23 protein-coding genes are annotated in these 26,231 nt (G+C 47.3%); 9 read left to right on the forward strand and 14 right to left on the reverse strand.

Annotated features, from left to right (window positions below):
* The first annotated feature begins 103 nt into the window (after positions 1 to 103).
* The 4 genes from SOM82_RS17085 to SOM82_RS17100 all read left to right on the forward strand — a co-directional run bounded on the left by SOM82_RS17085 (position 104) and on the right by SOM82_RS17100 (position 4,990).
* The gene (locus SOM82_RS17085) at positions 104 to 853 is read left to right on the forward strand and encodes a YaaW family protein (protein WP_032165641.1); all 750 of its coding nucleotides are present in this window, start codon (positions 104 to 106) and stop codon (positions 851 to 853) included.
* 104 nt (positions 854 to 957) lie between these two features.
* On the forward strand, positions 958 to 1,671 hold the full coding sequence (locus SOM82_RS17090) for a helix-turn-helix transcriptional regulator (protein WP_320461357.1): 714 nt from the start codon (positions 958 to 960) through the stop codon (positions 1,669 to 1,671).
* A 58-nt stretch (positions 1,672 to 1,729) separates the two neighbouring features.
* Positions 1,730 to 2,041, forward strand: coding sequence for a hypothetical protein (locus SOM82_RS17095; RefSeq protein WP_320461358.1), 312 nt, complete (start codon positions 1,730 to 1,732; stop codon positions 2,039 to 2,041).
* A 258-nt stretch (positions 2,042 to 2,299) separates the two neighbouring features.
* Entirely contained in the window at positions 2,300 to 4,990 is a 2,691-nt protein-coding gene (locus SOM82_RS17100) for an N-6 DNA methylase (RefSeq protein WP_320461359.1), read from the forward strand.
* A 1,230-nt stretch (positions 4,991 to 6,220) separates the two neighbouring features.
* Here the strand turns inward: SOM82_RS17100 and SOM82_RS17105 are convergent.
* Both SOM82_RS17105 and SOM82_RS17110 read right to left on the reverse strand, forming a co-directional pair.
* The gene (locus SOM82_RS17105) at positions 6,221 to 6,985 is read right to left on the reverse strand and encodes an EAL domain-containing protein (protein ID WP_154126240.1); all 765 of its coding nucleotides are present in this window, start codon (positions 6,983 to 6,985) and stop codon (positions 6,221 to 6,223) included.
* 250 nt (positions 6,986 to 7,235) lie between these two features.
* The gene (locus SOM82_RS17110; protein ID WP_320461360.1) at positions 7,236 to 8,222 is read right to left on the reverse strand and encodes a zinc-binding dehydrogenase; all 987 of its coding nucleotides are present in this window, start codon (positions 8,220 to 8,222) and stop codon (positions 7,236 to 7,238) included.
* A 135-nt stretch (positions 8,223 to 8,357) separates the two neighbouring features.
* On the opposite strand from SOM82_RS17110, the gene SOM82_RS17115 reads away from it, so the two are divergent.
* On the forward strand, positions 8,358 to 9,236 hold the full coding sequence (locus tag SOM82_RS17115) for a LysR family transcriptional regulator (protein WP_320461361.1): 879 nt from the start codon (positions 8,358 to 8,360) through the stop codon (positions 9,234 to 9,236).
* 21 nt (positions 9,237 to 9,257) lie between these two features.
* Here SOM82_RS17115 and SOM82_RS17120 read toward each other — a convergent pair whose 3' ends face one another.
* Positions 9,258 to 10,028, reverse strand: coding sequence for a hypothetical protein (locus SOM82_RS17120; RefSeq protein ID WP_320461362.1), 771 nt, complete (start codon positions 10,026 to 10,028; stop codon positions 9,258 to 9,260).
* A 1-nt stretch (position 10,029) separates the two neighbouring features.
* Positions 10,030 to 10,227, reverse strand: coding sequence for a hypothetical protein (locus tag SOM82_RS17125; protein ID WP_154126512.1), 198 nt, complete (start codon positions 10,225 to 10,227; stop codon positions 10,030 to 10,032).
* A gap of 326 nt (positions 10,228 to 10,553) precedes the next feature.
* Between SOM82_RS17125 and SOM82_RS17130 the strand changes: the two genes are divergently transcribed.
* Positions 10,554 to 11,936, forward strand: a complete 1,383-nt coding sequence (locus SOM82_RS17130; RefSeq protein WP_320461415.1) for a glycoside hydrolase family 28 protein — start codon at positions 10,554 to 10,556, stop codon at positions 11,934 to 11,936.
* Positions 11,937 to 12,148: 212 nt separating this feature from the next.
* Here the strand turns inward: SOM82_RS17130 and SOM82_RS17135 are convergent, their stop codons facing one another.
* From SOM82_RS17135 to SOM82_RS17180, 10 genes are all read right to left on the reverse strand, one after another.
* Positions 12,149 to 13,903, reverse strand: coding sequence for a PglL family O-oligosaccharyltransferase (locus tag SOM82_RS17135; protein WP_320461363.1), 1,755 nt, complete (start codon positions 13,901 to 13,903; stop codon positions 12,149 to 12,151).
* 4 nt (positions 13,904 to 13,907) lie between these two features.
* The gene (locus SOM82_RS17140; protein WP_414672128.1) at positions 13,908 to 14,735 is read right to left on the reverse strand and encodes a DsbA family protein; all 828 of its coding nucleotides are present in this window, start codon (positions 14,733 to 14,735) and stop codon (positions 13,908 to 13,910) included.
* A gap of 200 nt (positions 14,736 to 14,935) precedes the next feature.
* A complete protein-coding gene (locus SOM82_RS17145; RefSeq protein ID WP_414672131.1) occupies positions 14,936 to 15,664 on the reverse strand; it encodes a fimbria/pilus periplasmic chaperone in 729 nt (242 codons plus the stop codon).
* 31 nt (positions 15,665 to 15,695) lie between these two features.
* A complete protein-coding gene (locus tag SOM82_RS17150) occupies positions 15,696 to 16,220 on the reverse strand; it encodes a fimbrial protein (protein ID WP_320461366.1) in 525 nt (174 codons plus the stop codon).
* Positions 16,221 to 16,228: 8 nt separating this feature from the next.
* Positions 16,229 to 16,735: a fimbrial protein gene (locus tag SOM82_RS17155; protein ID WP_414672132.1), complete on the reverse strand. Its 507-nt coding sequence runs from the start codon at positions 16,733 to 16,735 to the stop codon at positions 16,229 to 16,231.
* Positions 16,736 to 16,795: 60 nt separating this feature from the next.
* Positions 16,796 to 17,824, reverse strand: coding sequence for a fimbrial protein (locus tag SOM82_RS17160; protein ID WP_320461368.1), 1,029 nt, complete (start codon positions 17,822 to 17,824; stop codon positions 16,796 to 16,798).
* On the reverse strand, positions 17,821 to 20,562 hold the full coding sequence (locus tag SOM82_RS17165) for a fimbrial biogenesis usher protein (protein ID WP_320461369.1): 2,742 nt from the start codon (positions 20,560 to 20,562) through the stop codon (positions 17,821 to 17,823). The genes SOM82_RS17160 and SOM82_RS17165 overlap by 4 nt, the downstream gene beginning before the upstream one ends.
* A gap of 74 nt (positions 20,563 to 20,636) precedes the next feature.
* Positions 20,637 to 21,299, reverse strand: a complete 663-nt coding sequence (locus tag SOM82_RS17170; protein WP_414672133.1) for a fimbria/pilus periplasmic chaperone — start codon at positions 21,297 to 21,299, stop codon at positions 20,637 to 20,639.
* 121 nt (positions 21,300 to 21,420) lie between these two features.
* Entirely contained in the window at positions 21,421 to 21,981 is a 561-nt protein-coding gene (locus SOM82_RS17175; RefSeq protein ID WP_320461370.1) for a fimbrial protein, read from the reverse strand.
* A gap of 79 nt (positions 21,982 to 22,060) precedes the next feature.
* A complete protein-coding gene (locus tag SOM82_RS17180) occupies positions 22,061 to 22,606 on the reverse strand; it encodes a fimbrial protein BcfA (protein WP_320461371.1) in 546 nt (181 codons plus the stop codon).
* A gap of 1,181 nt (positions 22,607 to 23,787) precedes the next feature.
* On the opposite strand from SOM82_RS17180, the gene SOM82_RS17185 reads away from it, so the two are divergent.
* The 3 genes from SOM82_RS17185 to SOM82_RS17195 all read left to right on the forward strand — a co-directional run bounded on the left by SOM82_RS17185 (position 23,788) and on the right by SOM82_RS17195 (position 26,171).
* Positions 23,788 to 24,519 (forward strand): FadR/GntR family transcriptional regulator, encoded by a 732-nt coding sequence (locus SOM82_RS17185; RefSeq protein ID WP_154126244.1) that lies wholly within the window; start codon positions 23,788 to 23,790, stop codon positions 24,517 to 24,519.
* Positions 24,520 to 24,618: 99 nt separating this feature from the next.
* On the forward strand, positions 24,619 to 25,521 hold the full coding sequence (locus SOM82_RS17190) for a 2-dehydro-3-deoxygalactonokinase (RefSeq protein WP_320461372.1): 903 nt from the start codon (positions 24,619 to 24,621) through the stop codon (positions 25,519 to 25,521).
* Positions 25,518 to 26,171, forward strand: a complete 654-nt coding sequence (locus tag SOM82_RS17195) for a 2-dehydro-3-deoxy-6-phosphogalactonate aldolase (protein WP_320461373.1) — start codon at positions 25,518 to 25,520, stop codon at positions 26,169 to 26,171. The genes SOM82_RS17190 and SOM82_RS17195 overlap by 4 nt, the downstream gene beginning before the upstream one ends.
* Positions 26,172 to 26,231 lie beyond the last annotated feature (60 nt).

A 26,231-nucleotide genomic window follows, 5' to 3' on the forward strand; every position in this document is an offset into this window, starting at 1 on the left:
CTTCCGGGCAGGTTTTTTTTTACTTTTTTGTTTTTCAGGCGGACAGACCCTGTCCGGGGGCTTCCTTAAACTGTCAGGTCCAATATCTGCAATGAGGTGAAATATGGCTACCTACCGACACGACCCTGACCTTGAGTTTCTGCGCCACTGCCATCGTGACGATCTGGATTTACTGGTTTCTGTGCTTATCTGCGATCCGAAAGACGGGCTGGCACGTATTACGGAAACGCTGACTTACGATCCTCAATATAAAAAACACAAGCCCAACCATCCGCGCTACTGGGATGCCATTGCCGCTGAGGTTCAGACATTTGGGGCGAACAGCTTCGCCACGCTGCTCCGCTGGGGTAAAGGGGTGCTGTACCGTGAAATTCTTACCGATGCCTGCGATAAAATGAAGGTGAACTACAACAGCAAATCCAGTGTTGAAACCATTGAAATGAATCTGCTGATGAAGATCCTGGAGAAAAGCCTTGAGAAGATGACGCCCGATCAGCTAAAGACCGTGGCGGAAGAATTGCAGACAGGCTACAGCAATCCCACGCCGGAGCTGCTGACCATGGCAATACAGGCTGGGATCAAAACATCCGGTTTTGCAGCCTATCAGATGGCGCTTGTGGTGACGAATGGTGTGGCAAAAGCTCTGTTAGGCAGAGGGCTGACCGTTGCAGGAAATGCCATGCTGACGCGGACTATGGGCGCTTTTGCCGGTCCCGTGGGCTGGGTGCTCAGTTCTCTCTGGCTGCTGATAGATTTAGCCGGTCCCGCATACCGGGTGACGCTACCATCCTGTATTTTTATTGCCTACATGCGCCAGAAGCATCTTTATTCACCTGAGAATACTGACGTTTAGCACTTACATTTAAGATTTTCAGGCTTTAAAAAAAACTTCAGAGGGCGGACAAATCCTGTCCGCTACTGCTGGCATCATTTCCCGGCAAAATTCGGGAACGATGTATGACACTGATAACACAAGAAAACGAACATGACAGACTGGCAACCCGCCTTTCCATCATACTGAGCCGTTTATTTCAGGGTGAAAAGCTGCATATCGGGACGCTGGCAGAAGAATTCGGGGTGACAACGCGAACGCTGCGGCGGGATTTCAATGTCCGTCTGACGTACCTTGATATTGAACAGAGCAACGGCGTGTATCAGCTTGCTTCGCATTACTTTCGCCGCCGCACGGAACGGGATATGAAGATACTGGCGAGGTTGCTACATCTTGACCGTCTGTTACCCGCGATGGACGCCAAACTGCTGAGCCTGATGCTTGACGGGGAACGCCCCTCGCCCTACAGGATTATGCTTCCGGAGCCGCGCCAGAAACCCACGCTGTTCGGTGATTTCAGCAGACTAACGCTCGCCATACTTAACCAGACCAAGGTGCGTATCAAAACCGACGAAAACGTCAGCCATACCGTTCATCCCTATCGTCTGCTTTGCAGCCATGCGGAGTGGTTTCTTGCCGGGTGTGCTTTATCGGGCGTGTTCGTTATTTCCCTGTCCCGAATCAGGCTGATTGAGGTATTACCGGATACAATCTTTGAAATCGATAATGCGCTCATTTCGCTGATTGAACAGTCTGAATTTATGGAAGCGTTACCCCACATGAACATTATTCATCAGATAATGCATTACGGAAGCAAACAGACGAATAATCGAAATTAAAATCACAACATATTATTAGTGATGATTAAATCACATTAACATGATAAGTTAGAAAGTTATGATTATCGATAAAGAATACGCACTTGTAGATGCAACAGCAAGACTTAACACTGACCTGAGAGATTATGAAAGTGAGATAAACAAGGCTGCCAGCGTGACGTTTGGCAATGACCTCATTGAGGTAATCGTATATCAGTTCAGCTTTGTCATCAAAGTCAGAACGAATAGCGAAAAGATCAAGCATGGTCTTCTTATTAATTTTGGTAAAAATATAGCAAAACAGGTTTCATCTCTTTGTTTATCAGCGATGAGAATGTATCCGAATGCAAATCACAAACCAAGTTACCAATTATTTAGATGCATTAACTAAAAAACCTACCCTTTATAATATCCGCCAATAAAAGAATTTTTTAACCTCCATACTCTCAGCATATTTATTGGGATAACTTATGTCACATAACTATCTTTTCAGTAATGGGGCATTATCATAAAACACGCTAACTTCTAAAACATTGTCAACAAATGACAAGTTGAATTCATTATTTTAATTACCAATGAATTGATTATTTACTACACATGGGATAAATGATAAAATAGCTATTTATTTCATGTGTATAAGGGTTTAGTTATGGCAGTTTCAGTAGAAAAAAGCTCTAGTGATCTGTTACTAGAAAATAGAACAGGTTACTTCGATGAACTATTTGATGTTGATTACGATGAAGAAGGCAAAATCATTGATTTTTTAACCGGCAACACGCTATTAACTAAACCAGAAGAAATTGTTAGGCAACAATATCTAAAAAAACTCCATTTTGAGTATGGATATCCTAAAAACAGAATGGCGACAGAGGTTGCAATATATTATGGAAGAAAGTCAGAAGATTATACTGGTAAGAATGTAAGAGCTGACATTGTAGTTTACGAGGATGTAAAATCTTGTAAGGATAGATTACAACACAAAATTTCATTGATTGTAGAATGCAAAGCTCCATCAAAGAAGGATGGAATGGACCAATTAGCATCATATATATTTAACACAAGTGCCAATGGCGCAGTATGGTGTAACAATATCGACGATCCAGAATACTTTAGAAGATTTTCTTCACCAGAAAATAAACTTGTATCATGGGTTGGAATTCCTCACAGTGGAGAGAGTTGGGATTCATTAGGTTTTATTTCAAAATCAAAGTTAATTAGGCCAAAAGATATTAAAGGGATTTTAAGACGGTGCCACAATAAAATTCATGCTAAAGGTAATGATAGTGATGAATCTGACTTAACAATGGATATTGTTAGGATTATCTTAGCAAAAGCACGCGATGAAGAAAAAATAGGTAACAAAGCCTTATTTTATTGCACGCCAGAAGAATATCTTACTGAGACAGGCTCAAAGAATGCCGCAGATCGAGTAAAAAAACTTTTCAAGGAGGTTGCAAACGATAATAAAGGCGTATTTAGCGAACACGAAAAAATAGCAATTAGTGACAAATTAATTTGTGATGTTATCATCGAGTTGCAACATTATCGTTTGCTGTCAGATTTATATTCCTCCGATGATTGGGATATTATGGGGAATGCTTACGAACAATACACCGCTTCATACTTAAAACGACAACAGGGGCAATTTTTCACAAACAGACTTGTGACTGATTTTATGGTTAGATTTTTAGACCCTGACTATGATGATATTATTCTTGATCCGGCCGGTGGTTCTGGAGGGTTTTTAACGTCATCAATGCGTTATGTTAGAAGGAAAATACTTAAACGATTGAAGGAAGGACATCAAAATAAAATTGCCAGTCAACGTCAATTAGATAACCATAGAACTAAATTATTCATGGTTGAAATAAATAAAAGATTAGTGAAAATAGCTAAGACGGCAATGATTTTGAACGGAGATGGTCATGCCGGAATTACTCATGGGAATAGTTTATCTAATTATGATGATTTAGATAAATCATTACAAGCATACTCAGGAAAGAGTATGCCCACAATCATTTTAACTAACCCACCATTTGCCGGTATTGGTCAAGGACGTATTACCGACGAAAAAATACTAAATAATTATAGCTGTGGCATGAAATGGACATCTCGTGATGGAAAGCTGGAAGCTTCCGAAATTTATGAAGATGGTGTGCCACCAGAAATGTTATTTTTTGAGCGATGCTTAGATTGGATCGCTCCTGGCGGAAAAATTGGCATAGTAATGCCTAAGTCTTTTTTAGATACAAAAACATATCTTCCTGCAAGAAGTATTCTTTTAAACGATTATAAGCTATTGTCCGTAATTATATGTAATAAAAATACTTTTCAACCTCATACAGGTGTAAGAACTTGTATTCTCTTTATAGAAAAACCGGAAAAAAAGACTAAATATGCAAAGCCCTACCCTATTTACATGGCTTTATCTAGAAAAATAGGACAAGACAGTGAAGGGGTGCCTATATTCAAATTCGATAGCAACAATAAGCAAACGGAACTATTAGATGAAGATTTGTCTGATATTCTTAATGATTGGACTAAATTCAAAGCTAACGAACTAACTGAATCTGAATATCGTTTTTCCGTAAGTAGTGATGATATTAGCTCAACTGATTTAAATATTAATCCACAATTTTATCTACCAAGCATTAATAATACAATCAAAGAAATTGAGTCAATCGACCAACATGAAGGCTGGTCAGTAACAACATTAAGCCAAGTCTCATCAACAGGTATAAAAATATTCAAAGCTCCAAGGATGAAAACGGAAAATTTAATTGTTGAGGATTTCATCAATGAATGGTGTGAGACTTATAATACACCATCATCAGTTTTACAAGAGAAAGGGGATGCGTCCAAAATCCTCGATATTAGTAAGGCTAACAAGAAGCAAATAGCGGCAATTAGAGATTTACGTGTACAACATGGTGATATATTAATAACACGTTCAGGAACTATTGGTCGTGTTTCTTACGCCACCAAACGCATTGCAGGAAAAATTTTATCGGATGATATGATTCGAGTTCGCATTACTGAAGAAAATTTACGCTTTTATGTTTACGCATATTTACAAAGTAATTTTGCCTATCAGCAAATGTTAAAAAATGAATATGGAACCATCCAACAACATTTAGAAGCTCGTCATATACAAAATATAATTATACCAGTCCCTGATGACTGGAGTACTGTAATGGAAATTGTTACCGAAACTCAAAATGCGATAATTTCAAAGGAAAGAATGGAATTATCAAATAGAAATAGCAAAAAATCCACTTTAGCAATGATCTCATCGCTCATTAAGGAATCATTGAATGACTCTACCAAAAACAACGAGTAGCTCAAGGTGAAATGTTAGTAAAGCTATGAGAGTAAATTTACTCTCATAGCTTTGAATGTAATTAAAAAATCATAACTCGGCTATTTATAGTTATGATCTAGTTTCTTAAACACCCAGTACGTATTTACAAAATATCGATAAACTACTTAGGGTCGCTAGAATAGTAGTGGCAACAGAGGACACTGTAACATCAAGCTAAACGTTTTTTTTAATAATTTATAACCAATTCCCCCAGCTTCTTTCATCACTAAAAATTAACTGTTACTGTCTATGCCATATATCCCCCCCCTTGAACGGCCAACCATAAATGGTATGTAATCGCCTTACTTTCTCAGAATAAAATCCTATATTTTATCTCAATAATAAAGAGAATGACTAAGAATGAAGGGGCCTTAAAAATGGTTCGTAATCAATGGTAGAGATCTGGTAGTCTCGAATGCCTTTTTTTGAGTGTGAGTTTAGGTATATGACACTCAACTAAAATTTTATCTCAAGGTTAACCAGTAAAAGACTGTTAGTTCTGCTGGATCATTTGGCCTTTTTTAAAGGGATTGAAAATCCCCGTGTCCTTGGTTCGATTCCGAGTCCGGGCACCACTATTTAAAGAACCCGCCCAAAAGGCGGGTTTTTGCTTTTCAGGATTCCGGTAGATTTCTGGTTGTCTTAGCCACTGATGCTGCTGCTTTACCTCTCCCATCCAGCCTGAGCATATCTCTTTAGTTACTCCCTGCCCTTCCGGTCACTGTGTCGTTGTCTGTTCGGCTTCAAACGGTCAATAAACACTATTCCGGCTTGTATATCTGTCTGATGGATTCATCACAGCAAGGCAGAATCCGGTCTTTGTCCGGTCTGGAGTGGGAAAGTGTCATCGCTTCGATTCTGATATGTGCAAAACTCTACCACGCCGGTAGGCTTGCTCAACCGCTCACAATCCTGGAAAAGATTCCAGGCCTTGCTCACGGTTCTCAATAAAATCGGTTATCAACTCTCCACCAACCAACTTTTCCCAGCGACTGCTACGCCTCCATTAAGTGAAGTTAATGGAGGCGTTAATATCCCTGCTGAGCATTAATTTAGGTCTGGTATAGCGTCAATGAAGGTGCGTTCCGTGCCAGAAGCGAACCTTGATTTTGGCTGCTACTAATAACAGTTTTTTTAGATTATCTACGAAGACGTCGTCCTGAATCGCCACGGGTTTAACAGTCCTTTTTTTTGTATTCATTTCCATTTTTAGCGAGCCGTTAAAAAGCTATTGATAAATTCCATTTTCTTAATGGGTCTGGAGAAAAGAAAACCTTGCGCCAGTTTGACATTGTGTTTGAGCAACATAGAGGTTTGCGCCATCGTCTCGACCCCTTCCGCAATAATCGACACCTGATGGTTCTGGATCAGTGAAATAACCGCTGAAGTGCTCTCTTTCTTGTTTGGATTGAGACAGCTGCGATCGAGCTTGATGTAATCGCTGGCGACAGACGTCATATTTTCCATGACGTTTTCAGTGGTGGCCACATCATCCCAGGCGATGCCAAGCCCTGCGTCCTGCAGCGCGGCGATATTGTGTTTTCCGGTATCATCCAGCGCCTCTTCCGAGGCGGTAATTTCAAAAATAAGCGCCGACGCCGGGATCTGTAATTGCGTCTGTAGCTGAATAATATGCTCCGCGCATCCCGGGGCGTTTAACTGATGCGTTGCCATATTGATGCATAAAAAGAAATCGGGTTTTAGCGGCAGAATTTTTTCATGCAAAAACTGAAAGGCCTCGCGGATGATATGCTGGCCGATATGAATAATACTCTCGGACGATCCCAGCTGCGGCAGGAAAAGCCCCGGAGAAACAATGTGATGCCGGTGAACGCCTCGCATTAATACTTCTGCGCCCACACACTGAAAAGAAGAGAGATCAAAGACAGGTTGCAGATAAAAATCGACCACCGCCGTAAATTTATCCTGAATAATTTTATTAATGATAATGCTGCACGTTACGTCATTTTTCATAACCCTTCCCCTCCCTGGCCATCCACGAAATGCGGGGCGAAAGAGAGTTATCTTCCCTGCCCTGCATCTTCAACGTGGAGTAAAAGCGACACAGGGAGGCCGGTTCTTAAACCGAAAGTGAGTTATAACGCCTTCCGAAGATAAGGTGACCAGCACGATTCTCGTGGGGCGTGACAGGAAAGCGTGAGCGCTGAAGCCGAAAAGTAGAATTAGCAAACGGCCCCCATACCGGGAGCCGCGCGTCATTCAGTCAAAGACGAACCACCAGCTTACCTTGCGCCTGATTATTTTCGATCAAGCGGTGAGCCTGTGGTAACTCATCAAACGTGAGCGTTTTCACCAGGAGTGAAGGCATGGCCTTGCTCGCCACCTGCTCCGCAATCCATTTCAGCGGGGCGTCGGTGAGGGGTAATGCCGGGGTTCCCAACAGCCCGCTGCCAAAAAAGGCCAGCCGGGTGGCATTGGGCAGGTCGTTCATCAGGTGCAGATTCTCCAGCACCGGGGCTCCGCCGAGCAGGCCAATCACGACCACCGTCCCGAAAGGTTTGAGCGACCTGAGGCTATCCAGCACCGTTGCGGCACCGACAACCTCCAGTACAACATCAATCCCCTCTGGTGATACGGCGCGCACCTGCTTTGCTATTTCACCGCTATCAATCACCACAGCGTCCGCGCCAATCTGTAAAAGTCGGGCCCTGTTCTCGGTTGAGCGGGTGGTAGCAATCACGCGCTGTCCGCGCGCTTTTGCGTAAACCACCGCCGCTTGCCCTACGGAAGAGGTCGCGCCGCGCACCAGCACCGTCTGGCCGGGCGTGGTATCAATCAACCTACCGAGAGCGCCCCACACGGTCAGATAGCTTTCAGGCAGAGCAGCCAGCTCTTCCCATGACAGCGTCACCCCCTCGAGGTTAATGACATTGCTGCGTAGCACCGTGACTTCTTCGGCATAACTGCCATTACGCGTAAACTGCAGCCCGCCCATGGCGGTGGCCACTCGCTGACCGGGCCGGAATGTCCCTGAAGGATCGTTCAGGATTTCTCCGACGGCTTCAATTCCGGGGACCACTGGCGCGGTAATCGGCCCCATTTTCCCTGCACGGCGATAGGTTTCGGCACGGTTAAGACCAAAGGCGCGCACTTTAATGCGGACTTCATCCGCCTGAGGCGCAGCGGAGGGGATGTTTTGCAGGGTCATGACTTCAGGTCCACCCGCTTGTTCAATAACGTAGGCTCTCATGAGGGTTCTCCAGATGTGTTGTTGAGTGAGTCAGCGCTCAAACATCGCTGATAGCTCAAACCTTACGCCTACCAATATTGCTGCGGAATACGCATAATTGATAATCTGACTCTCAAAAATGAGAAGAGTGATGATATGGATCTGAACGCCACGAAAATGTTCGTTGCTGTCGCACAGGCTGGCAGTCTTTCCGCCGCGGCGGAGAAGATCAACGTTCCTCTACCGACGCTCAGTCGGCGCATTCGTGAGCTTGAGCGGGAGTTAAACGTGCAGCTGATGGAGCGTTCCTCCCAGGGTATCAGGCTGACCAGTGCGGGAAACCGGCTGTACGAACAGGCCAGCCGCGCCATTGAGGATCTCAACGAGGCGCAGAAGTCGTTGATGGATGACCAGATCCGGCTAAAAGGTCGCTTGCGGCTGTCGATGCCCCCGGCTTTTGAGCCGTGGTGGGAGCTGATTGGTGCGTTTCAGGCGCGCTATCCGGAGATTGACGTGAGCATCTTTTCGACGGATCGCCGGGTGGATCTCATCCAGGATGGCGTCGACGTTGCCCTGCGGGTGGGCAATATTCTGCATGAATCAATGGTTGCGCGCCGTATATTCACTTACCGCCATATGCTGGTGGCATCGCCCGCGCTGCTGGAGCACGTTGGAGAACCCACGACGGTGGCGGATCTGGAGAAATTTCCTTGTGCCATTTGGGCGGCCATTCCCGGCACTCGCCGCGTCTGGCAGACTGGAGAACAGCTTTTTGAACCCAAACCGGTTCTTGTGGCCAACGATTATTTTCTGCTGTGTCAACGCGCCGTGGCGGGCCAGGTCCTTACCGAACTTCCCCCTTTTCTGGCAAAAAAAGAGATGGCGGCAGGAAGATTACGTGCGGTGCTTCCTGCCTTTCCGCTGCCTGAGCAAACGCTTCACCTGGTCTATCCCTCACATCGTCATCCCTCGAGTATTATCCGCGCGTATCTCGATTTCTGTCAGGAACAGGTTACCCGCTATCTGGATGGCTGATACGAGTAAGACATGACAGGTTTACTCCGCTTTCTCGGAACGCTGCTCCATGGCCAGCGCGCTGGCGCTGGCGGGATCAAAGAGTGAAAGGCTCTCAATCTGATCCAGCATAATGACCCGTCTGAAGGCCATTGCGCTCCTGGGTTCCGAATCGAGAGTAATGTCATGTTCGGCATACCACCTGCTGTAATTATGCTCGATACACAGACTCATTTCCTTGCCGTCGCGATAGCCGCTTAGCATCGGGATGAGGACGATATTTGCCGTCTTTTCGTATTCCAGCGACGCGGTATGTATCATCCCAACATATATCCGCCTCGACTTAAGCGTCACCAACGCCAGTTCGCCCTCTTCCATACACTGGTAAAGTAACTGCTCAATCCCGCTCGATCGCGCCAGGCGCTTATAAAGCAGTTTCCGGCCCTCGCCATCCAGCCTCGCGCTACCCGCCCAGTTAGAACGATAGAGACAAAACAATATGGCAAAGGCCAGCATCACCACCACCGGAGCCTGAATACCCAGAAAGCTCCAGTTCATAAAGTCAATTTGCCAGTTGGCGTAGTTCTGTGATGTCAGATGGAAGGTGTTGTCGGCGAAAGAGAGCGCAAGCAGGAGCAGCCAGAGCAGCCCGGTGGCGAACACGCCCTGCAAGACGAAGATACAGCCATAAAGCGCGACGAGAAAATAGACATCCCAGCCAAACGATCGCTTAATTTTAAAACGGGTAGACAGGTCGCGACTGGTGTACCAGTACCCGCAAACCATTAGCACCATAAATATCGCCGTGCCCATATTATGCCCTCTTCAGCGCATTAACATGGCGCAGGAAGTCCTGTCGCACCTCGTTGCTTTTATAGTTGACGGAGGCGTTACCATCCTGATCGATAATAATCCGATCGCCATCCTCCACGGCCTCAATGATTTCCTGCTGACTCATCACCTGCAGCAACGATTCCGGACTGGCAAAAATCGACATAAACAAACGTTTCATCATCTTGTATCCCTCTGAACAAAAGGGATAAGCCTGGTCGAACAAGACCCGATTTGCCTTAAGGTTATGCTGAAAATCCAGAACGGAGAGCTTTACAGACCAGAGCCGTAACCGTTTTGGTAACGCCCCTGCTTCCTCAAACCGCCCGCTATCTGTTCAGCGATTGAGATTCTTACGCCTGAAAGCTTAACTGTTCATCTGCCCAAAATTTCACCACTATTCTTAGGCAAAAGAACGACATCCTGTAAACCGTGATCGCCACACTCACAGAAAAGAAACGACGGTGCTAATTTTACAAAACGATATACCATAAAAAGGATAAAATGATGACACCCCGCACTCTTCCTCTGTGGGCCGCCGCGGCTGTGGTTGGCATAGTTCCCCTTCACTTCGCACAGGCTGCGAGTTCAGTTAAATTTCCCGATAAAGTCTGCAATATCACGCAGTACGGCGCAGAAGGCCATCGGTTGCAAATTGCTCTCAATACCGAGGCCATTCAAAAGGCGATAGACGACTGTGCCGCCGCCGGAGGGGGAACGGTACTGATACCCAAGGGCAATTTTTTAACTAATCCACTGTTTTTGAGAAACAATATCCAGCTGAAGCTGGAGAAAGACGCCACCCTGGTCGCGTCAACCGAAGTCACCGCCTATCGTGCAGATGAAAAATCGAAATATGCCGAAGCGGAAAATGGCTGGCTGCCGTTTATCAGCATCGCGGATGCACAAAACGTCGCTATCGTCGGCGAAGGCACTATCGACGGTCAGGGCGCAGTCTGGTGGGAACGGTGGAGGGAAAATATCCGCGCGACCGGAAAGAAAGGCGGTACAGACAGGCCACGACTGATCTACATCACCCGTTCAAACAACGTGCTTATCGACGGCGTCACATTGACTCATTCGCCAAGTTTTCACGTGGTGACCCGCTATGCGCATGATGTTGATATTAACGGCACGCGTATTCTCTCGCCGTGGCATGCGCCCAATACCGATGCCATCGATCCTATCGACAGCCAGAATATTCGGATCACCAACAACTACATTGATTGCAACGACGATCATATCGCGATCAAAGCTGAAAAAGCGGATCCACGTTTCCCTGAGGGTGTGGTGGATAATATTTATATTGCCAATAACACCCTGAAACAGGGGCGCGGGATCTCGATCGGCAGTGAAAGTGCGGGCGGGGTTAATAACGTGCTGGTAGAAAATAATACCTTTGAAGGTTCGATGTACGGCATCCGTATTAAAAGCCCGCGAGGAAAAGGGGGCGAGGTAAAAAACATCGTTTACCGCAATACCAAAATGCATAACGTCGAGGTACCGCTGGTGTTCTCCGCTTATTATAAGGCCGCGCCAATTGTCGAGGCTGAAGTCGACAAGCTGCTTCAGGCGGGCGGTTTTACCCTCGGCGAGCAGATCTATCCGCCGGACAGCGATCCAAAACAGCCATTCGACAAACACACCACGCCACACTTCAGTAATATTACCGTGGAGAACCTGACCTCCACCGGCGACAGCAAAGCGGCGGCCTATATCATTGGCACCCCGGAAGCACCACTCAACGGATTCCACTTTACCAACGTCAATATCGAAGCCGCTCAGGGTCTGCGCATTCGCAACGCCGAACTGGAGGCCAAAGGCCTCAATTTGAAAGTGAAAGAAGGCCCGGCGATTAAAAAAGATGCCGGAGCTATCGTTCACGAATAACGGGATAATGGCGGACAGCTGCACCCTAGAAATCGTTATTTTCGTGCGTGCGGTCTGTCCGTTTTTTGGTTTGTTGAAGGTTATTTAAATGACGCGAAGATATCAGTTAACCCCAACTGCGTTAATGCAACGATCGCGGATTGAATTAACAACATTTTGCTGAAAAACCTGAAACCTGTTGCTAAGAAATAAAGTAGAACGTCAGATTAATATTATTGTTCAAAACTCTGCCATTTCCACGGGAACATTTTCTCTGCTTTCTCGCGCCAGAGCGCTGCCTGCTGCGAGTCCTGTAAATAATTCAGCACCGAAATCTGATTGCGATACATGTCATCATCAGCATAAACCGACAACCATTTTGCATTTTCAACAGTAAACTGACGCAGAGAGTCAGTATCCGGGACCGTCCTGAAGCGTATCAGCCGCAACAAACTCAAATCATGCTGAAAACGTGGCTGAACGACCCATGGAACGTCCAGCTGAGTAATACTTTCCGGATCAGAAAGAGTGGATGCTTCGAATTTATCCATGACCTGGGCGGCGCGCAGGGACTGCCATGCCACAATAGCGCCATACACCATAGTGAAGACAATGAGCAGTTTAAGCATAACGTTCGCCACAATTCCTCGACCCACTCGCTCGGTCGATTTTTCAGTCGATCGTTGTCTCAGCTTTTCCGGTTGTTCAGCCAATGCCACAAACTGAAGTACAGCCATTCCATGCGATACCGAATAATAAAATGGGAATTCAAATTGGCTATGCAGCAAAACAGGTAGAGTACAGAGCAACATACCAAGCTGGCGAACATTGCGTGCCCGTCTCCAGAGTAGCAGCCAGGCCAGACCCCAAATTAAGATGCCGGTTAACGCCGGAATGCCTCCCTCCGCATATTGATACAACACTTCATTATGAGGATGGTTCATCATTTCAAGCCCAGGATTACCGCCAGGTAAAGAGGCAACATAGTCCTGGTATACTGCTTCATACGTCCCGGCACCAAAACCAACAAGCGGGTGCTCTTTCATCATCATTAACGTGTGATACAACGTTAACAGCCGTTGATGATTAGAACCTGCATGCTCGCGCAATGTCTCGATCGGTGAAACATTCATCAGCCACGTTCCGATCAAAATACCAATAAGGGGAAGTATTAATAAGGCCCGCTGATGACACCCGGCAAAACGAAAGTGTGAAAGTCTCAGTAATATAAATATGCCGCCAATAACGGTAATACCACCTAACCACCCTGTACGGGATTTTAGCAACACCAGACTCACGCAAGAGAGGATAATCCCCGCAGCAAGCGCTCCCCTGCGAATCCATTCTGCCTTAGACGAGATGAGTGCCGCGCTACGCAGTCCCAACAAGAACAACATCGCGCCCAGGGCCATCGCAATGAAGCTGGAAGTAACATTAGCCTGCCCGAAAATACCGGCGCCAATACGCCCATATTTATCCAGCAACAGCTGGGAAATTTCTGGTAACCAGGAGCGTGGAGCAAACAGCTCAACAATTGTATAAGTTGCCTGGATTCCTCCCGCCATGGCAAGAAACGACGCCAGTAGTAGCGTGTTTCGCCCGGATATTCGACATTGACGCAAAGTCAGGTAAAACAGTACTCCTCCCCACATCCCGGCTACACGTGGAAAGGTAATTGCACGTGCTAAAGCCGAAGGGGACCACAGTAGTGGTAGCGTCATCAGAATAGCACCGGCGAGGAACAACCCACCGATGCTACTCAACGGTATCCCGCGAGCTGGTAGAAAAACCCAACAAACGGCGATCACTACACAAACAAATGCGCAAGCCAGCAGATTAAAAGGTAAATCCGTTCCCCATCCGCCGTTATAATTCCAGGGAAGATGTACTAGACACAGCCACCAGATTGCTAAACCACCTATGAGCCAAAGCGACGCCAGTGACGACTTTTCAGATCTGAAGATGGCCGGAATGGCAGACAAGCCCATCAACTCAGCCTCTGGCTTTCTGAATAGCCATCTGCAGCATTTCCTGCGAAGTGCTGCCTGGTACTACGGAAATACGTTGCGCATCTGGATTTTGGGCCTGCGGCATGACCACGAACGCCGGAGTACCCGTAAAATTCATCTCTTTAGCAAGATCGGCATTCGCCTGTAGTGCGTCATGAACCGGGCCTTCATTCTGCGCCAGCTCGATAGCCTTAAGGGCCTGTTCGTTCAGATAAGGTTTTGCCGCTTCCTGCACATCTTTTTCCGTCATTTGCCCTTCTACATGGCCAGTAGCATAGAGCGCATTATGATAGGCCAGATACGCCGCTCCGCCCTTGTTCAGCCAAATCTGCTCGCCAACACGCGCAGCCAGGGCTGATACCGGCCAGCGAGAAGCAAATATTGGAAATTCTTTAAAAACAAAGCGTACATCCGGATTGGCTTTGATCAGCGCCTCTACCACCGGAGCCATCTTGCCGCAATAGGAGCACTGATAATCGAAGAACATGACAACAGCTGCTTTCGCATCGGCAGGCCCTACAGAAGGACTTTGTGAATCCAGCAAAGTGGCCTGCTTAGTCACTGCCATCTGTACAAACATTTGCTGTTGCGAGATCTGTTGACGTTGACGCAGACTCTCTCCAGCAGCGACCAGGAACTCAGGGTGTTCAGCAAGATAGGTCGCCATGACTTCCCCCAGTTTATCAGGATGCGCAACCAGATACTCTTCGGCAATCTGACCAATCTGAGTGGGGGTTAATGCGCCTGATGCAGGAGCAGTATCCGCGACAGGAGCGGCATCTGCCGCACTAGCGGTGGACATCACTGACATAAAGCCACTCAATGTCATTAAAAGTGCCAAACCGGTACGGGACAATGGCGATTTTAAAGAGGATTGTAATAACATTATTTTATTCTCACTTGATTTAATACAGTTAATTCTCGTTCCGGATTAACATCTAATTTCCGAAGAACGAGCCGAGAGTAAAGAAGAATGAATATTTCAAAATTTCATTGCTATTCAGATGGTTACTATTTGTGTTCGACCACGCTGTTCGCTTTTCCCGTCTCAACCATTAGTGAGACTGCAGGCATCACACGGCCATAATCATTAATGGTCTGCCAATACAGCTGACAGCTTGCCGTCTCACCACACCAGCTTTCTTTTCTCTGGGAAAAAGGCGCGACCAGACCCGCGTTGTCAAATTCGCGACCGTTGGCTTTTAATTGAAATAATGTCACGTAATAAGGGGTTGGGTTTTCAACAATAACGTGTTTGCCTGCGCGCGACCATTTCAGTTGTTTATATGCGTTTTCCGGATCACCTTTCAAACCCGCAGGTCGATAGAATAATTTCAGGCTGGAGCGCACCGCCATTTGTATTGAGTCCGGTCCACCTCTGCCAGATGGAATTGAGGAAATGCTCAACGTAAACAAACTTTCACGATCTGCCGGAAGCTCACCACCGGTACGAACAATCCTGATGCTATTTTCACGCCCTCCCGCCAGGGGAAATAATGGCGGTGTGGCAATAAATGGCGCTGGTGCAGTTATCGGCCGATCCGATCCTGCCCAGGCACCACCTGAGAATACTTTCGTATTTAGCAGATATGCCGTTTCAGATGTATTACGAACAGAAAACGTAATACTTCGCAGTTGTTCACCGTAAATAAACCGGGTTCCGCCGATGACCACACCAGCATGCACCATAGTGACATTAACCAGCATGAGTACCGCAGCAGAGTAAAGCACTGCTGGCATCATTAGCCGGCGGAACAGGCAAGATTTGTCGTTAAGCATATGTGAGCATAAAAGTGGCAGAGGCATTGGCATTCCCGGGACTTACTTTTGCCCCGTCAGCAATATAGCGAGCATAAAAGTTAATCTTAACCGCCATCTGATTTGGTGTCAGTTTTGCCAGCCCACTTTCCTCACCCAACGGGATCAGACTTTTGTCAGCGTTGTAAATACCCACTCCCATTCCAGCTGCGTAGCCGGTACCACCATCAAGCGCCAGCAAATCTCGATTTAAACTATTCTGGTTCCCCTGGAAGCTGACTGTGACCCCGCTTGCCGAACCACCGCATTTTTCCAGATTAATCACAAAAGGTTCATAACGTGTTCCATCCCCAGCTCGAGCAAAATCCTTGCTACTCACATTGCCCATTTCTACCGTAAAGTCACTAGACTCAGGCGAAACTGTGCAACTCTTCCCCGTGATGGTGCCGGTAATTTGCACTGTGCCTGAGGCCCACGCGCCACCAGCCAAACAGCCTATCAGAGCACCAGTACAAGCCATAATTGTAATAAGTTTCATCTTCGCTCCTACTGGTATTCAAGGTCAAAATACATCACCGCTGTGGCATCCCCTTCTGTTACCGCCTCTAGCGTGGACTTATAACGCAGATAGAACGTCAACGTATTGGCCCCTGCCTTGAGTGGAAACACCGTCGAATCACTGTTATTAATTGCAATTGGAGACTGGTTATTATCCAAAATCTCCACACCAATTCCGGTAGCAATAATACCTGACGACCCCATACCGGTATTCGTTAGTTTCAACAGTGCAGGATTGTCATTATCTGCAACCCCAGAAAACCAGACTTTGGAGCCAACGCTGTTCTTCGTGCAGTTTTTCAGGTTAATGTCAAAGGATTCAGCACTTGTCACACTGCCTACGGTCGGGAAGTCAGATGTGGAAAACTGACCGATTTCAACCGTTTGCTGAAGGCTATTGCTATCAACGTCACAGGTCTGGGCTGTAATCTTGCCGGTAAACTTCAGGTTATAAGGGGTTTCTGCAGCAGCCACATCTGAGCATACGGAACACATAGCTACTAGTACAAACGCCAGCAGAGCACTGAGATACTTTTTCGTCATCGCCGTTGCTCCTTATGCAAAATCCACACGCAGATAGGCCAGTGCGGTGAACACGCCTTCAGCTGGCTCTTCACCCGTCGTACTAACCGGATAAGCCTGCAACGTCACATTCGCATTCCCGGAAGTATCTGTGGCAAATGGGATCACACTGGTAGTGTCATTTGGGTTCAAAATCGATCCCTGGCTGTCGGTGACCACCACGCCAACATCCGGATTATCCGTTGCAATAGACTGCGGGTAATGAGTGTCTGCCGTGGCCTGCAAGCGCAGCGTCAGATTTGACGGAGCATCGATATTGGTACACTTGATGGGAACAATAAAGGTTCTAACCCTGGCATTATCAGGTTTCTGCCTGGCCGCTTTGAAATCTCCGCTATACAAAGTGCCAAAGTCAATCGCGATGACCTGGCCAGCCTGAATAGTACAGTTTTGCGGGACAATGACTGTGCCTGATAAATTGACACTACTCAGAGCCGTAGCTGGTAAAGAGTCCTCGGACGCAGACGTTCCATACAAAGAGAAAACCGTTGCGCCCAAAATACGCGTTTCACCAACAAATGGCTTGGCGATATATAAAGAAAGTTTTCCTTTCGCTCCTGCAGCAAACTGTGTTGTGGTACCACAATTAGTTTTCGCAGTATCATTATTATACAGAGCAGTGATAGGCGTGTTGACATAGGTATTCAGTCCGCCGCCAATGTACACCTGTGTTGAGACTTCCAGATAGTCGTTAACTTTATAAAACTGGCTGGTTCCGTCATTATGTCCGGGGGCGAGGTTAGTTACTGTAGTAAAATAAACACCTTTATAAGTGCCACTACAGGAGCAGGTTGCGTCATACCGACTACTCAGATCCCACGTGTAAGCATTTTTATATATTGTCCCCGCGGCATTGTCGTCAGGATCGGTCACGGTTTTGACGCCAAAATCATAGCTAAATACATGCGTACCCCCATTAGAAGTGCAGCTACCTGCCCACCCGAAAGAACACCAAAGCGCACTAATAAGTAGTATCAGACAGTTATAGTTGAGCCATTTCATTTTGCTGTACACTCCATTTTTTGACGAATCAGCGGCTGTTCGCTATAAGGGATCTGATACTTAACCTGACATTGTTGATCATCACTTTCTCCCCACTGCACGTTCAAAATTCCCGTGAGTGCCAGACCCGACAGGTACACTTCACCATCATCACCGACAATGCTGTCTCCGCCATTGTCGCTACGGCTGACCGTTGCGCCGAACGGCACGACCTTGCCATTGTGCGTAAGAGACAAGAGGGCTCGCTTACCAACATGAGCCTTAAAGTTGGCACGTACAATCGCCCCCTGAGTCGGCACCACATTGACCACCGCATCATCAATATCGGTTTCATCGTTCAACGAATTCGTGTCCAGGGCCATACGATTCATACGATAAGTAGAAGCATAAGGCACTACCGCATAACCCCGCCAGTCAGTATGAATTCCGGTTTCATTTTCTACTTTAACGCCATCAGCGCCCGGCGCCGCGATCAACACGTTCGTGTCTCCCAGCGGTTGACCAAAGGTAATACCATTGCGATGGGCAATAATCCCGCCGCTCAGGCCATAGACAAACTGCTGATAATCACCGTTATCACTGTAGTTATAACCGGCATTAGCATTACCGTAACTGCCGTTATATTGCATATTGACGTTACCGCTGGCACCGCCCTCATTATGGTTCTGATAACCTTGCTGTACGCTGTAATTCAGGTTGTTATCTTCCAGTAAGGTGCCGTTCAGACCCGCGTTCTGGTTCATATTCCCGTGCTTATCAGTACTGGCGCTATAAGTCGCGTAAGCATTATTGTTCTGCTGCATCACGTCGCCATTAGGATGCATCCACTGGCTAAGTGGCAGGGAAATATTGAAAGCATAAATCTGATCACCTTCGAGCTGCCCTTGAGATTTATTGTAATTATAACTCAGGCTGTACGAAATACCGGCAGCCGTTCCACTGTATCCCAACTGCAAGAGCGTGGTTTTTTCATCCGTATGCCAGTAAGTCTGCTGACTACCTGAGAGATAAAGTGACCCATATTCTCCGAGCTGTTGTGAAATGTTGACCTGCGCCTTACCTCGTTTGGTGTAGTACAAGTTGTAATAATCACTCCAGTCCGGCTTGCCGCCATCCTTACCACTTTCCGGCTCCGTCGTGTAACCGTCCATATGCTTATACGCGGTCTCATCCAGGGTATAAAACCCTGAGGTAGAATAGCGATAGCCCAGCAGTTGGAAGTTGGTCCCCACGCTGTTCAGAGATTTTGCGTACAGGAAACGAACAGATTGTCCCTCATGTGTGCTGCCATCCGCCAAAGTACTTCTTGCCTGGGTAGCATCCACCGAGACGGCGCCAAGATTTCCCATATTGAGGCCTGTCCCCAGCGCAACTGCGGTGTAATCATTTGAAACCTGTGTTCCGCCGTAAACGGTGAAGCCATGTGGCAAGCCCCATAAAAGTGTGGCCTGGCCAAAATCGACATCCTCCTGAGCACCACCATTACTACGATATTGCCCCGCCGTAACGGCATACTTCAGACGACCTTCGCGCTGTAAAAGTGGTACAGCTGAATAAGGCACACTATAACTATTAATCTTTCCATCAGACTCTTTCACTTCAACCGTCAGGTCACCACTTGATGACGTTGGAAATAAATCGTTAATTTCAAACGCACCTGGCGGTACATAACTTTGATAGATGATGTAGCCGTTTTGCTTAATCGTTACCTGAGCGTTACTTTTGGCTATACCGCGGATAGTTGGTGCGAACCCTTTCATGCTGTCTGGCACCATATTGTCATCAGAAGCCAACTGCACACCACGGAAGCTAACAGAGTCAAAGACTTCAGATGGCGTATAACTATCACCAACGGTTAGCTCAGCTTTTAATACAGTAATAGCTCGCTCAACATAAGTACTAATATGTTGGACGCTACTCTTATTGCCTTCAGCATTGCTGTTATAGGCCCAGGTAGAATAATCACGTAAACGCCACGGCCCCAAATTGAGTCCGCTATTTAGACCAAGAAAGTCGCTATTATCCGTCGTTCCACCCTCACTATGATCTTTACTGTTGGAGCCAGTCAAATTATAGTTTAAGGATAGCGCGTTAATTCCTTCATCCCATTGTTCTGGTGAAATATAACCGCGAGCACTATTTCGCATAGCCGCTTGAGGAATACTAATATCCAGACGCTGCTGCTCAAAATCAAATATGGCAGAAGCCGCAGGAATAACAGTTGCAATATTGATACAACCGTCAGGATCGCTTTTTGCCAACGCTACAAAAGGTTGAAGATTGACGCCCATGGCCTCCAGAGATTTGGGGGTCAGGCACGCAAATAGCCCAGTATCATCCTTATTAGCTGATTGCGATACGTTTGGCACTGAGGACTTTTCCGTGGATTCCGCAGTCGTGGTCACTGATTCTGGAGTGCTTTCCAACACGGAGGGCAAGGATTTATCTTCAGCGGTATTATCTGCTGCTTTATCTGCGGCTTTAAAAGTGATATCACGTGTCGCCACGAAATTGCCGTTCATGTAAATATCGACGCGATAATTGCCAGGCGCCTGCCCATTACTTTCAAACCGTTTAAGATCCGCTACGCCAGCTGGATCGGATGAAAGAAATGCCGGGTTGAAATAGTTATCCGCCCAGGCGTCATGGGCGCCCAGAATTCCACACAAAGCAAATGCCAATTGAGTCAACCGGGTACAGGCGGTCGGATGCTTTATTATTAGATTTTTAGACTTCATGCATTCCCTACCTTACTAAATTCACTTTCTTCGTCACCGGATATTACAGGCACATCATGTTATCCTGCGTTATTTTAACCTGAACAGGTCTGTGTTGCCGTATTTGCACCGTAATCATTAACCGTTTGCAAGGTGACTTTACCGCTGCCGCCACCCGGCACATTGACAGTTAGGCTACCTTTAGGTGCTACCATGGAATTTGGCAATTTCTTTCCATTAACAAATAATTGAATCAATGAAACATAGTAAGGTGATGGATTATTAACTGTCAGTTTGCCATTAGAAACATTACAGCGTAGCGTGTTTGGAGCCTGAACCGAAGGTGTTGGCAAGTTTTTCGGTCGAATAAATAATTTTATAACGCTCTGTGTAGCAATCTGTAATGTATTGCCCTGAAGCTTACTTTTATCTACTGACGGTATAGCCTTACTGTTCAGGTAAAAGACACTTTCACGGTCCGCTGCTAATGCCGGGCCGACATACATAATACGCAACGTATTTTCTTTCTTTGGATGTATAACAAATAACGGTGGTGTCAGAATAAAATCAGATGATTTAGTTCCATCAACATTGGCTACCCAGGATTGAATGAGAAACGAATTACTTTCAGATGAGTTAGTAATCGGCAGCGAAACTTGTTTTTCACCCTGTGGATAAATGACGCGGGTCGCACCCAGCGCAACACCGCCAGCGTAGGTCGGCATTGAGGCACTTATTGCCATTCCTCCTGCGACCATAATAGGCAGCAAGCGACGTATCATAGACGCCATCGGGGTTACTGATTTCATAAGATTATTTTCAGTGTTCATACGTTTTCACTTTTCACTCGTTCACAACCCGAATGGGTTAATCATCAATTTACTGATACACCACGTTGAACCACACCTGTGCTCCTGCATCACCAGCTTTTACTACCGTACTGGTTGCGCGGTATTTAGCGATATAACTCAGCACGCTTTCACCATCCTGCAATGGGGCAAACCACAGAGGCTGTGAATCTGGCACTAATAAATGTCCTGCTGCATCAAAGATGCCTATTCCGATACCCTGGGCAGCACCGGCTCCATCCCCTGCTCTAAAAACTTGCGGGTCCTTGCCGTCCGACTGACCGGTAAAAATAACCCCCGCTGACTGACTGACCATCGCGCTACAGTCTTCAAGCTTTATCTGGAATGATACGGGATCTTCCCATTCCCCTGAATTTTGAAATTCATTGCTGCGTACCTGCCCCATTTGCACTATTTGGTTACGACTGTCTGCACTGACTGAGCAAGCTGCATGTACAACCTGACCGTAAAAGTGCACGTCACCACCATAAACATTGACGAAAGGTTTTTTGGCCTGTACGGGAGAAATAAAAAAAGCTGATACAAAAAGCACAAGCGCACAATAAGATCCGTTACGCGCATTACGGCGCATGCACACTCCTTTGCACTTAGCTAGTAAAATCCCCTCCTCACACTGCTGCAAGGAGGAGGGAATACACACTACAAATATATTAGGAATAAATCATATTGAATGTAGCGGTGGCTTCTACCTTACCTGGAGTAACTTCACCGGTAGCAATATAATCAACGCTCAATGGAATGATATTTTCGCCGTCTACAAGGATAATTTTAGACGAAGTTTCACCCATCGCCAGGATATTACCGTCCGGGCCGTACAGCTGCAGAGCTACGTTTTTCGCTGCACCAGCACCTGCAGTGTTAGCCAGCACGCCATCCAGAGTAGCATCACCCTGACCATTGAACATGACTGCAGCATTCTGGCTAACAGTTGAGTCACAATCTTCCAGTATGATAGTGAAATCCTCTGGCTGGCCTGCGGCTTCGCCTACGGTGCTCAGTCTTGCGGTACGCGCCTGGCCCATAGTAACAACCTGATCAACGGAATCAGAAGATACAGCACATGCTGCGTCAACAACCTGACCTTGGAACTGCACGGTACCACCAGAAACAGTAGTAGTAGACGCCGCGTTAGCAGCAGACATGCCAGCCATTAAAGAAACACCTGCGACCATCATGGCCAGTACTGTTTTTTTCATTTGGAAAACTCCTGCGAGAACCACTTCTTGTGATTCTGAATTTAAGTTAATACCTTGCTAAAAATAACCTGCATCCTGCATAGTTCTATCTGTGTCACTTATAAATAAGGGCATAAATGCACAAGTGCAAGAACATAGCCTAAACAAACTATTTCAAGCTGAATGCAGTTTGCAAATTTTTCACATGATTTAGTTCCAGTAAGATTAACATTAATTTGTTATCTAAATCGAACTTCGAGTAATTTATTATATGTAGTAAAAAAAACCAAATGAAAAGAAATACACTTTTAGACAATTATGTATCATTCTGATTTTAAAGATCTTTTATCACACCAACTAACAAGTATGCTTCACTGATGGCAGAAATCATCAGCGCATCAGCCAGAAAACGTCGTTTCTGGCTTGTTTAATTCGTAGGACATGCAGTAATCAACCTTTATGACTATAAGCAATAACAAACACAGCACAAAAAACCTAACAATTATATATTTTTAGATAAAAGTATAATTCATCACATTAATGACGTTGAATTATTTAAATATTCATTATTGTTATTTTCAATTAAAACCCCTGCTACCTCATAAAAAACCATCTGTGACATACTGAATATCCTATAGAAAATAGGATAGTGATATCTAAAAGAACTTGTGATTAATAAAATGTAAAAAACCAGCCATTTCATATCTGTAAGTATATAGCAGCAGTTTAAAACACAGAGGGATAATCAATCCCAAATTGAGCCATAACGTTTAAATAATCCTAAAAATTGCTGTTTACCTCCCCCATAGGTTGGCCCTAAGTGGATCCTGATGTAACGGGTATTGGCTAATTACTCCCCCCTCTTTAACACAGCTACAAAACGTTCCGCCAATCAGGACAGCTACGATAGCGCCGTTGCTTACCCCCAACAATGCTGGGCTAGCTCCACGAAAACGCTTTATTAGCGAGAAAAGATGCGAACAGCTGTGTTTAGCCATATCGAATAGAATGAGCGGGCCTTACCCGCACCTGATGACGACAGCTCCGCTGCCCTTTTAACGCTTATCCGGTGCAGGAAAAACGCGCAACGCTGGCTTTTCCGCCTGAATCAACGCTTTGAGCAGGCATCGCCGCACTCTTTGTTGGTCCCCCCTTCCAGGATACCGTACTATATTGTCATTCATTATTTATGTCGGAATACCATGAGCCTACCGCAAACCACACTTGCCGAATCCGTCACGCAGAATATCGCCTGCCGTATTCTTCACGGTGACCTCCACCCAGGACGCTCGCTGCCCGGCGAAAATGAACTGGCAGCGGAATACGGCGTTTCCCGCACGTCGGTGCGCAATGCGCTACAGTTCCTGGCCGCCAAGGGGCTTATCACCATCCAGCCCAAAAAACGCACGACGGTCAATAACCGCGAAATGTGGAATCTGCTGGATGCAGATGTACTGAACTGGCTCGCAGAAGGCGACGTCGGGCCGGAACTGGTAGAGCAATTGATGGTTGCACGGCTGATTTTTGAACCCGATGTGGCCACCCTTGCCGCGCTGAATGCCACGGGTCACGATCTTGCCGCGCTGGAAGATGCGCTCAGTCTGATGCGCCAGGGGCAGACAGAAGCAAAACGGGCCCTGTTTGAAGAGGGCGATCTCGCTTTTCATCAGGCGCTGTTACGCGCGACCCATAACCCTTTCCTGCTGGCTCTGGGTAATGCGCTTTCCGCCGCGATGGTTCTTTCATTCCGCCAGACGCTGGAAAAAGATGTGCGAGAGTCGCATGCCGCCGTTGATGATCATTTTTTATTGTTTGAAAACATTCGCTTAAAACGCCCGGAAGAGGCCCGCAAGCAAATGCGCACCATCCTGATTAATGCAGCCCGTAAACACATCTGGAAAGACCTCCCGGAACTCTTCAGCTTTATCGCCTGATCCCCTTTTAAAATAATTCCGATCCGCCTCACAGTTCGTGGGGATTTTTTGCCCTAACTTATCTTGTATTACAAGATTGATTAGGTTGTATTACCTGAAATGAAAAAATACTGGATTGCCGTTGACTGGGGAACCACCAATTTCCGCGCTTTTCTGATGGATAACGCGCAGCGCCTCGATCACATTCATCACGCCTGCGGGTTGCTCTCGGTAGAAAAAACAGAGTTTGCCGCCACCCTTTATCACCTCCTGCAGCCCTGGCTTCAGGAGCATGGAGTGTTACCCGTGGTGATGGCCGGGATGGTGGGATCGCAGCAGGGCTGGCATGAAGTCCCTTACTCGCCACTCCCCTGCACCGCGCGTGCGTTGCTCGGCGGAACGTATTCCTTTACTACCACCTGGGGAAGCCCGGCCTGGATTATCCCTGGCGTCAGCGGCACCAGCCCGTTCGGTCAGCCGGACGTGATGCGTGGCGAAGAAGTGCAGCTTTTAGGGCTGAGCCAACTGCATCCGGCAGAGAAGCACTTTGCCCTGCTTCCCGGCACGCACAGCAAACATGCCCATCTGGCAGGGGGCAACATCACTGACTTCTCAACCTTTATGAGCGGTGAAGTGTTCTCCCTCCTGAGCCAGCACTCCCTCCTCGGCAAGGGGTTACCCGAACAGCAGGACGATAAACCCACCTTTTTACTCGGCGTGAAAACCGCCCTTCGCGGTGCGCCATTTACCCACCTTATCTTCTCCGCCCGTACCCGCCGCCTGGCGGGAGAAATCGCGCCCGCGCATATCCACAGCTATCTCTCCGGCCTGACGATTGGCGCTGAAATGCTGGCGATACCTGCCGGGCAGCAGGCCTGGGTGGTAGGAAGTCCCACCCTGACGGAGCGCTACCGGCTGGCGTCAACGCTGCTGGATCTGCAACTTACGCCGGTCAACGGTGACGACTGCTTTATCCATGGCCTTAGCCATCTCTATTCTCTTCTTCAAGGAGCAGCGCAATGAATCGGCAACAATTTTTAACTTGCTGGCAAGACGAGCCGCTACCGCTGGTGGCCATTCTGCGTGGCCTTGGGCCGGAACAGGCCGTCGAGGCCGCAGAACTCCTGCTGGAATGCGGTTTTCACTATCTGGAAGTGCCGCTCAATAGCCCATCTCCGCTGAAATCTATCTGCATCATGCGCGAAGTGGTGGGCGAACGCGGTTACGTGGGAGCGGGTACGGTACTGGAACCCGAACAGGTCGATGCCGTCGCCGAGGTGGGTGGACAGCTCATTATCGCCCCGAACTGCAACCCGGCGGTGATCCGCCGCGCCAGCCAGCTGGGTTTAATCAGTATGCCGGGGGTGATGACGCCGACGGAAGCCTTCAGCGCGATTAGCGCTGGGGCCAGCGCGCTGAAACTTTTCCCTGCCGAACACGTCACCCCGACTATCACCAAAGCCTTTCGCGCCGTGGTTCCACCGGATGTGATCTGCCTGCCGGTGGGCGGTATTCAGCCTGATGCCGGGCAAATGCGCAGCTATATCCGTGCCGGTGCGAACGGGTTTGGCCTGGGCGGAGGACTGTATCAGGCGGGAATGAGTATGAGTGTTCTCCGTGAACGCGCGCGGGCTTATCAGCAGGCCTGGCGTGAGTGCGCGGAATCTCGCTGATGAAACACCTCGTCACCTCGGGTGTGAAAACTATCGGCCATGATCGCGCGTAACCGCGCC

Origin of the sequence: Lelliottia sp. CFBP8978, from assembly GCF_034046055.2 — a bacterium.
Taxonomy (GTDB): domain Bacteria; phylum Pseudomonadota; class Gammaproteobacteria; order Enterobacterales; family Enterobacteriaceae; genus Enterobacter.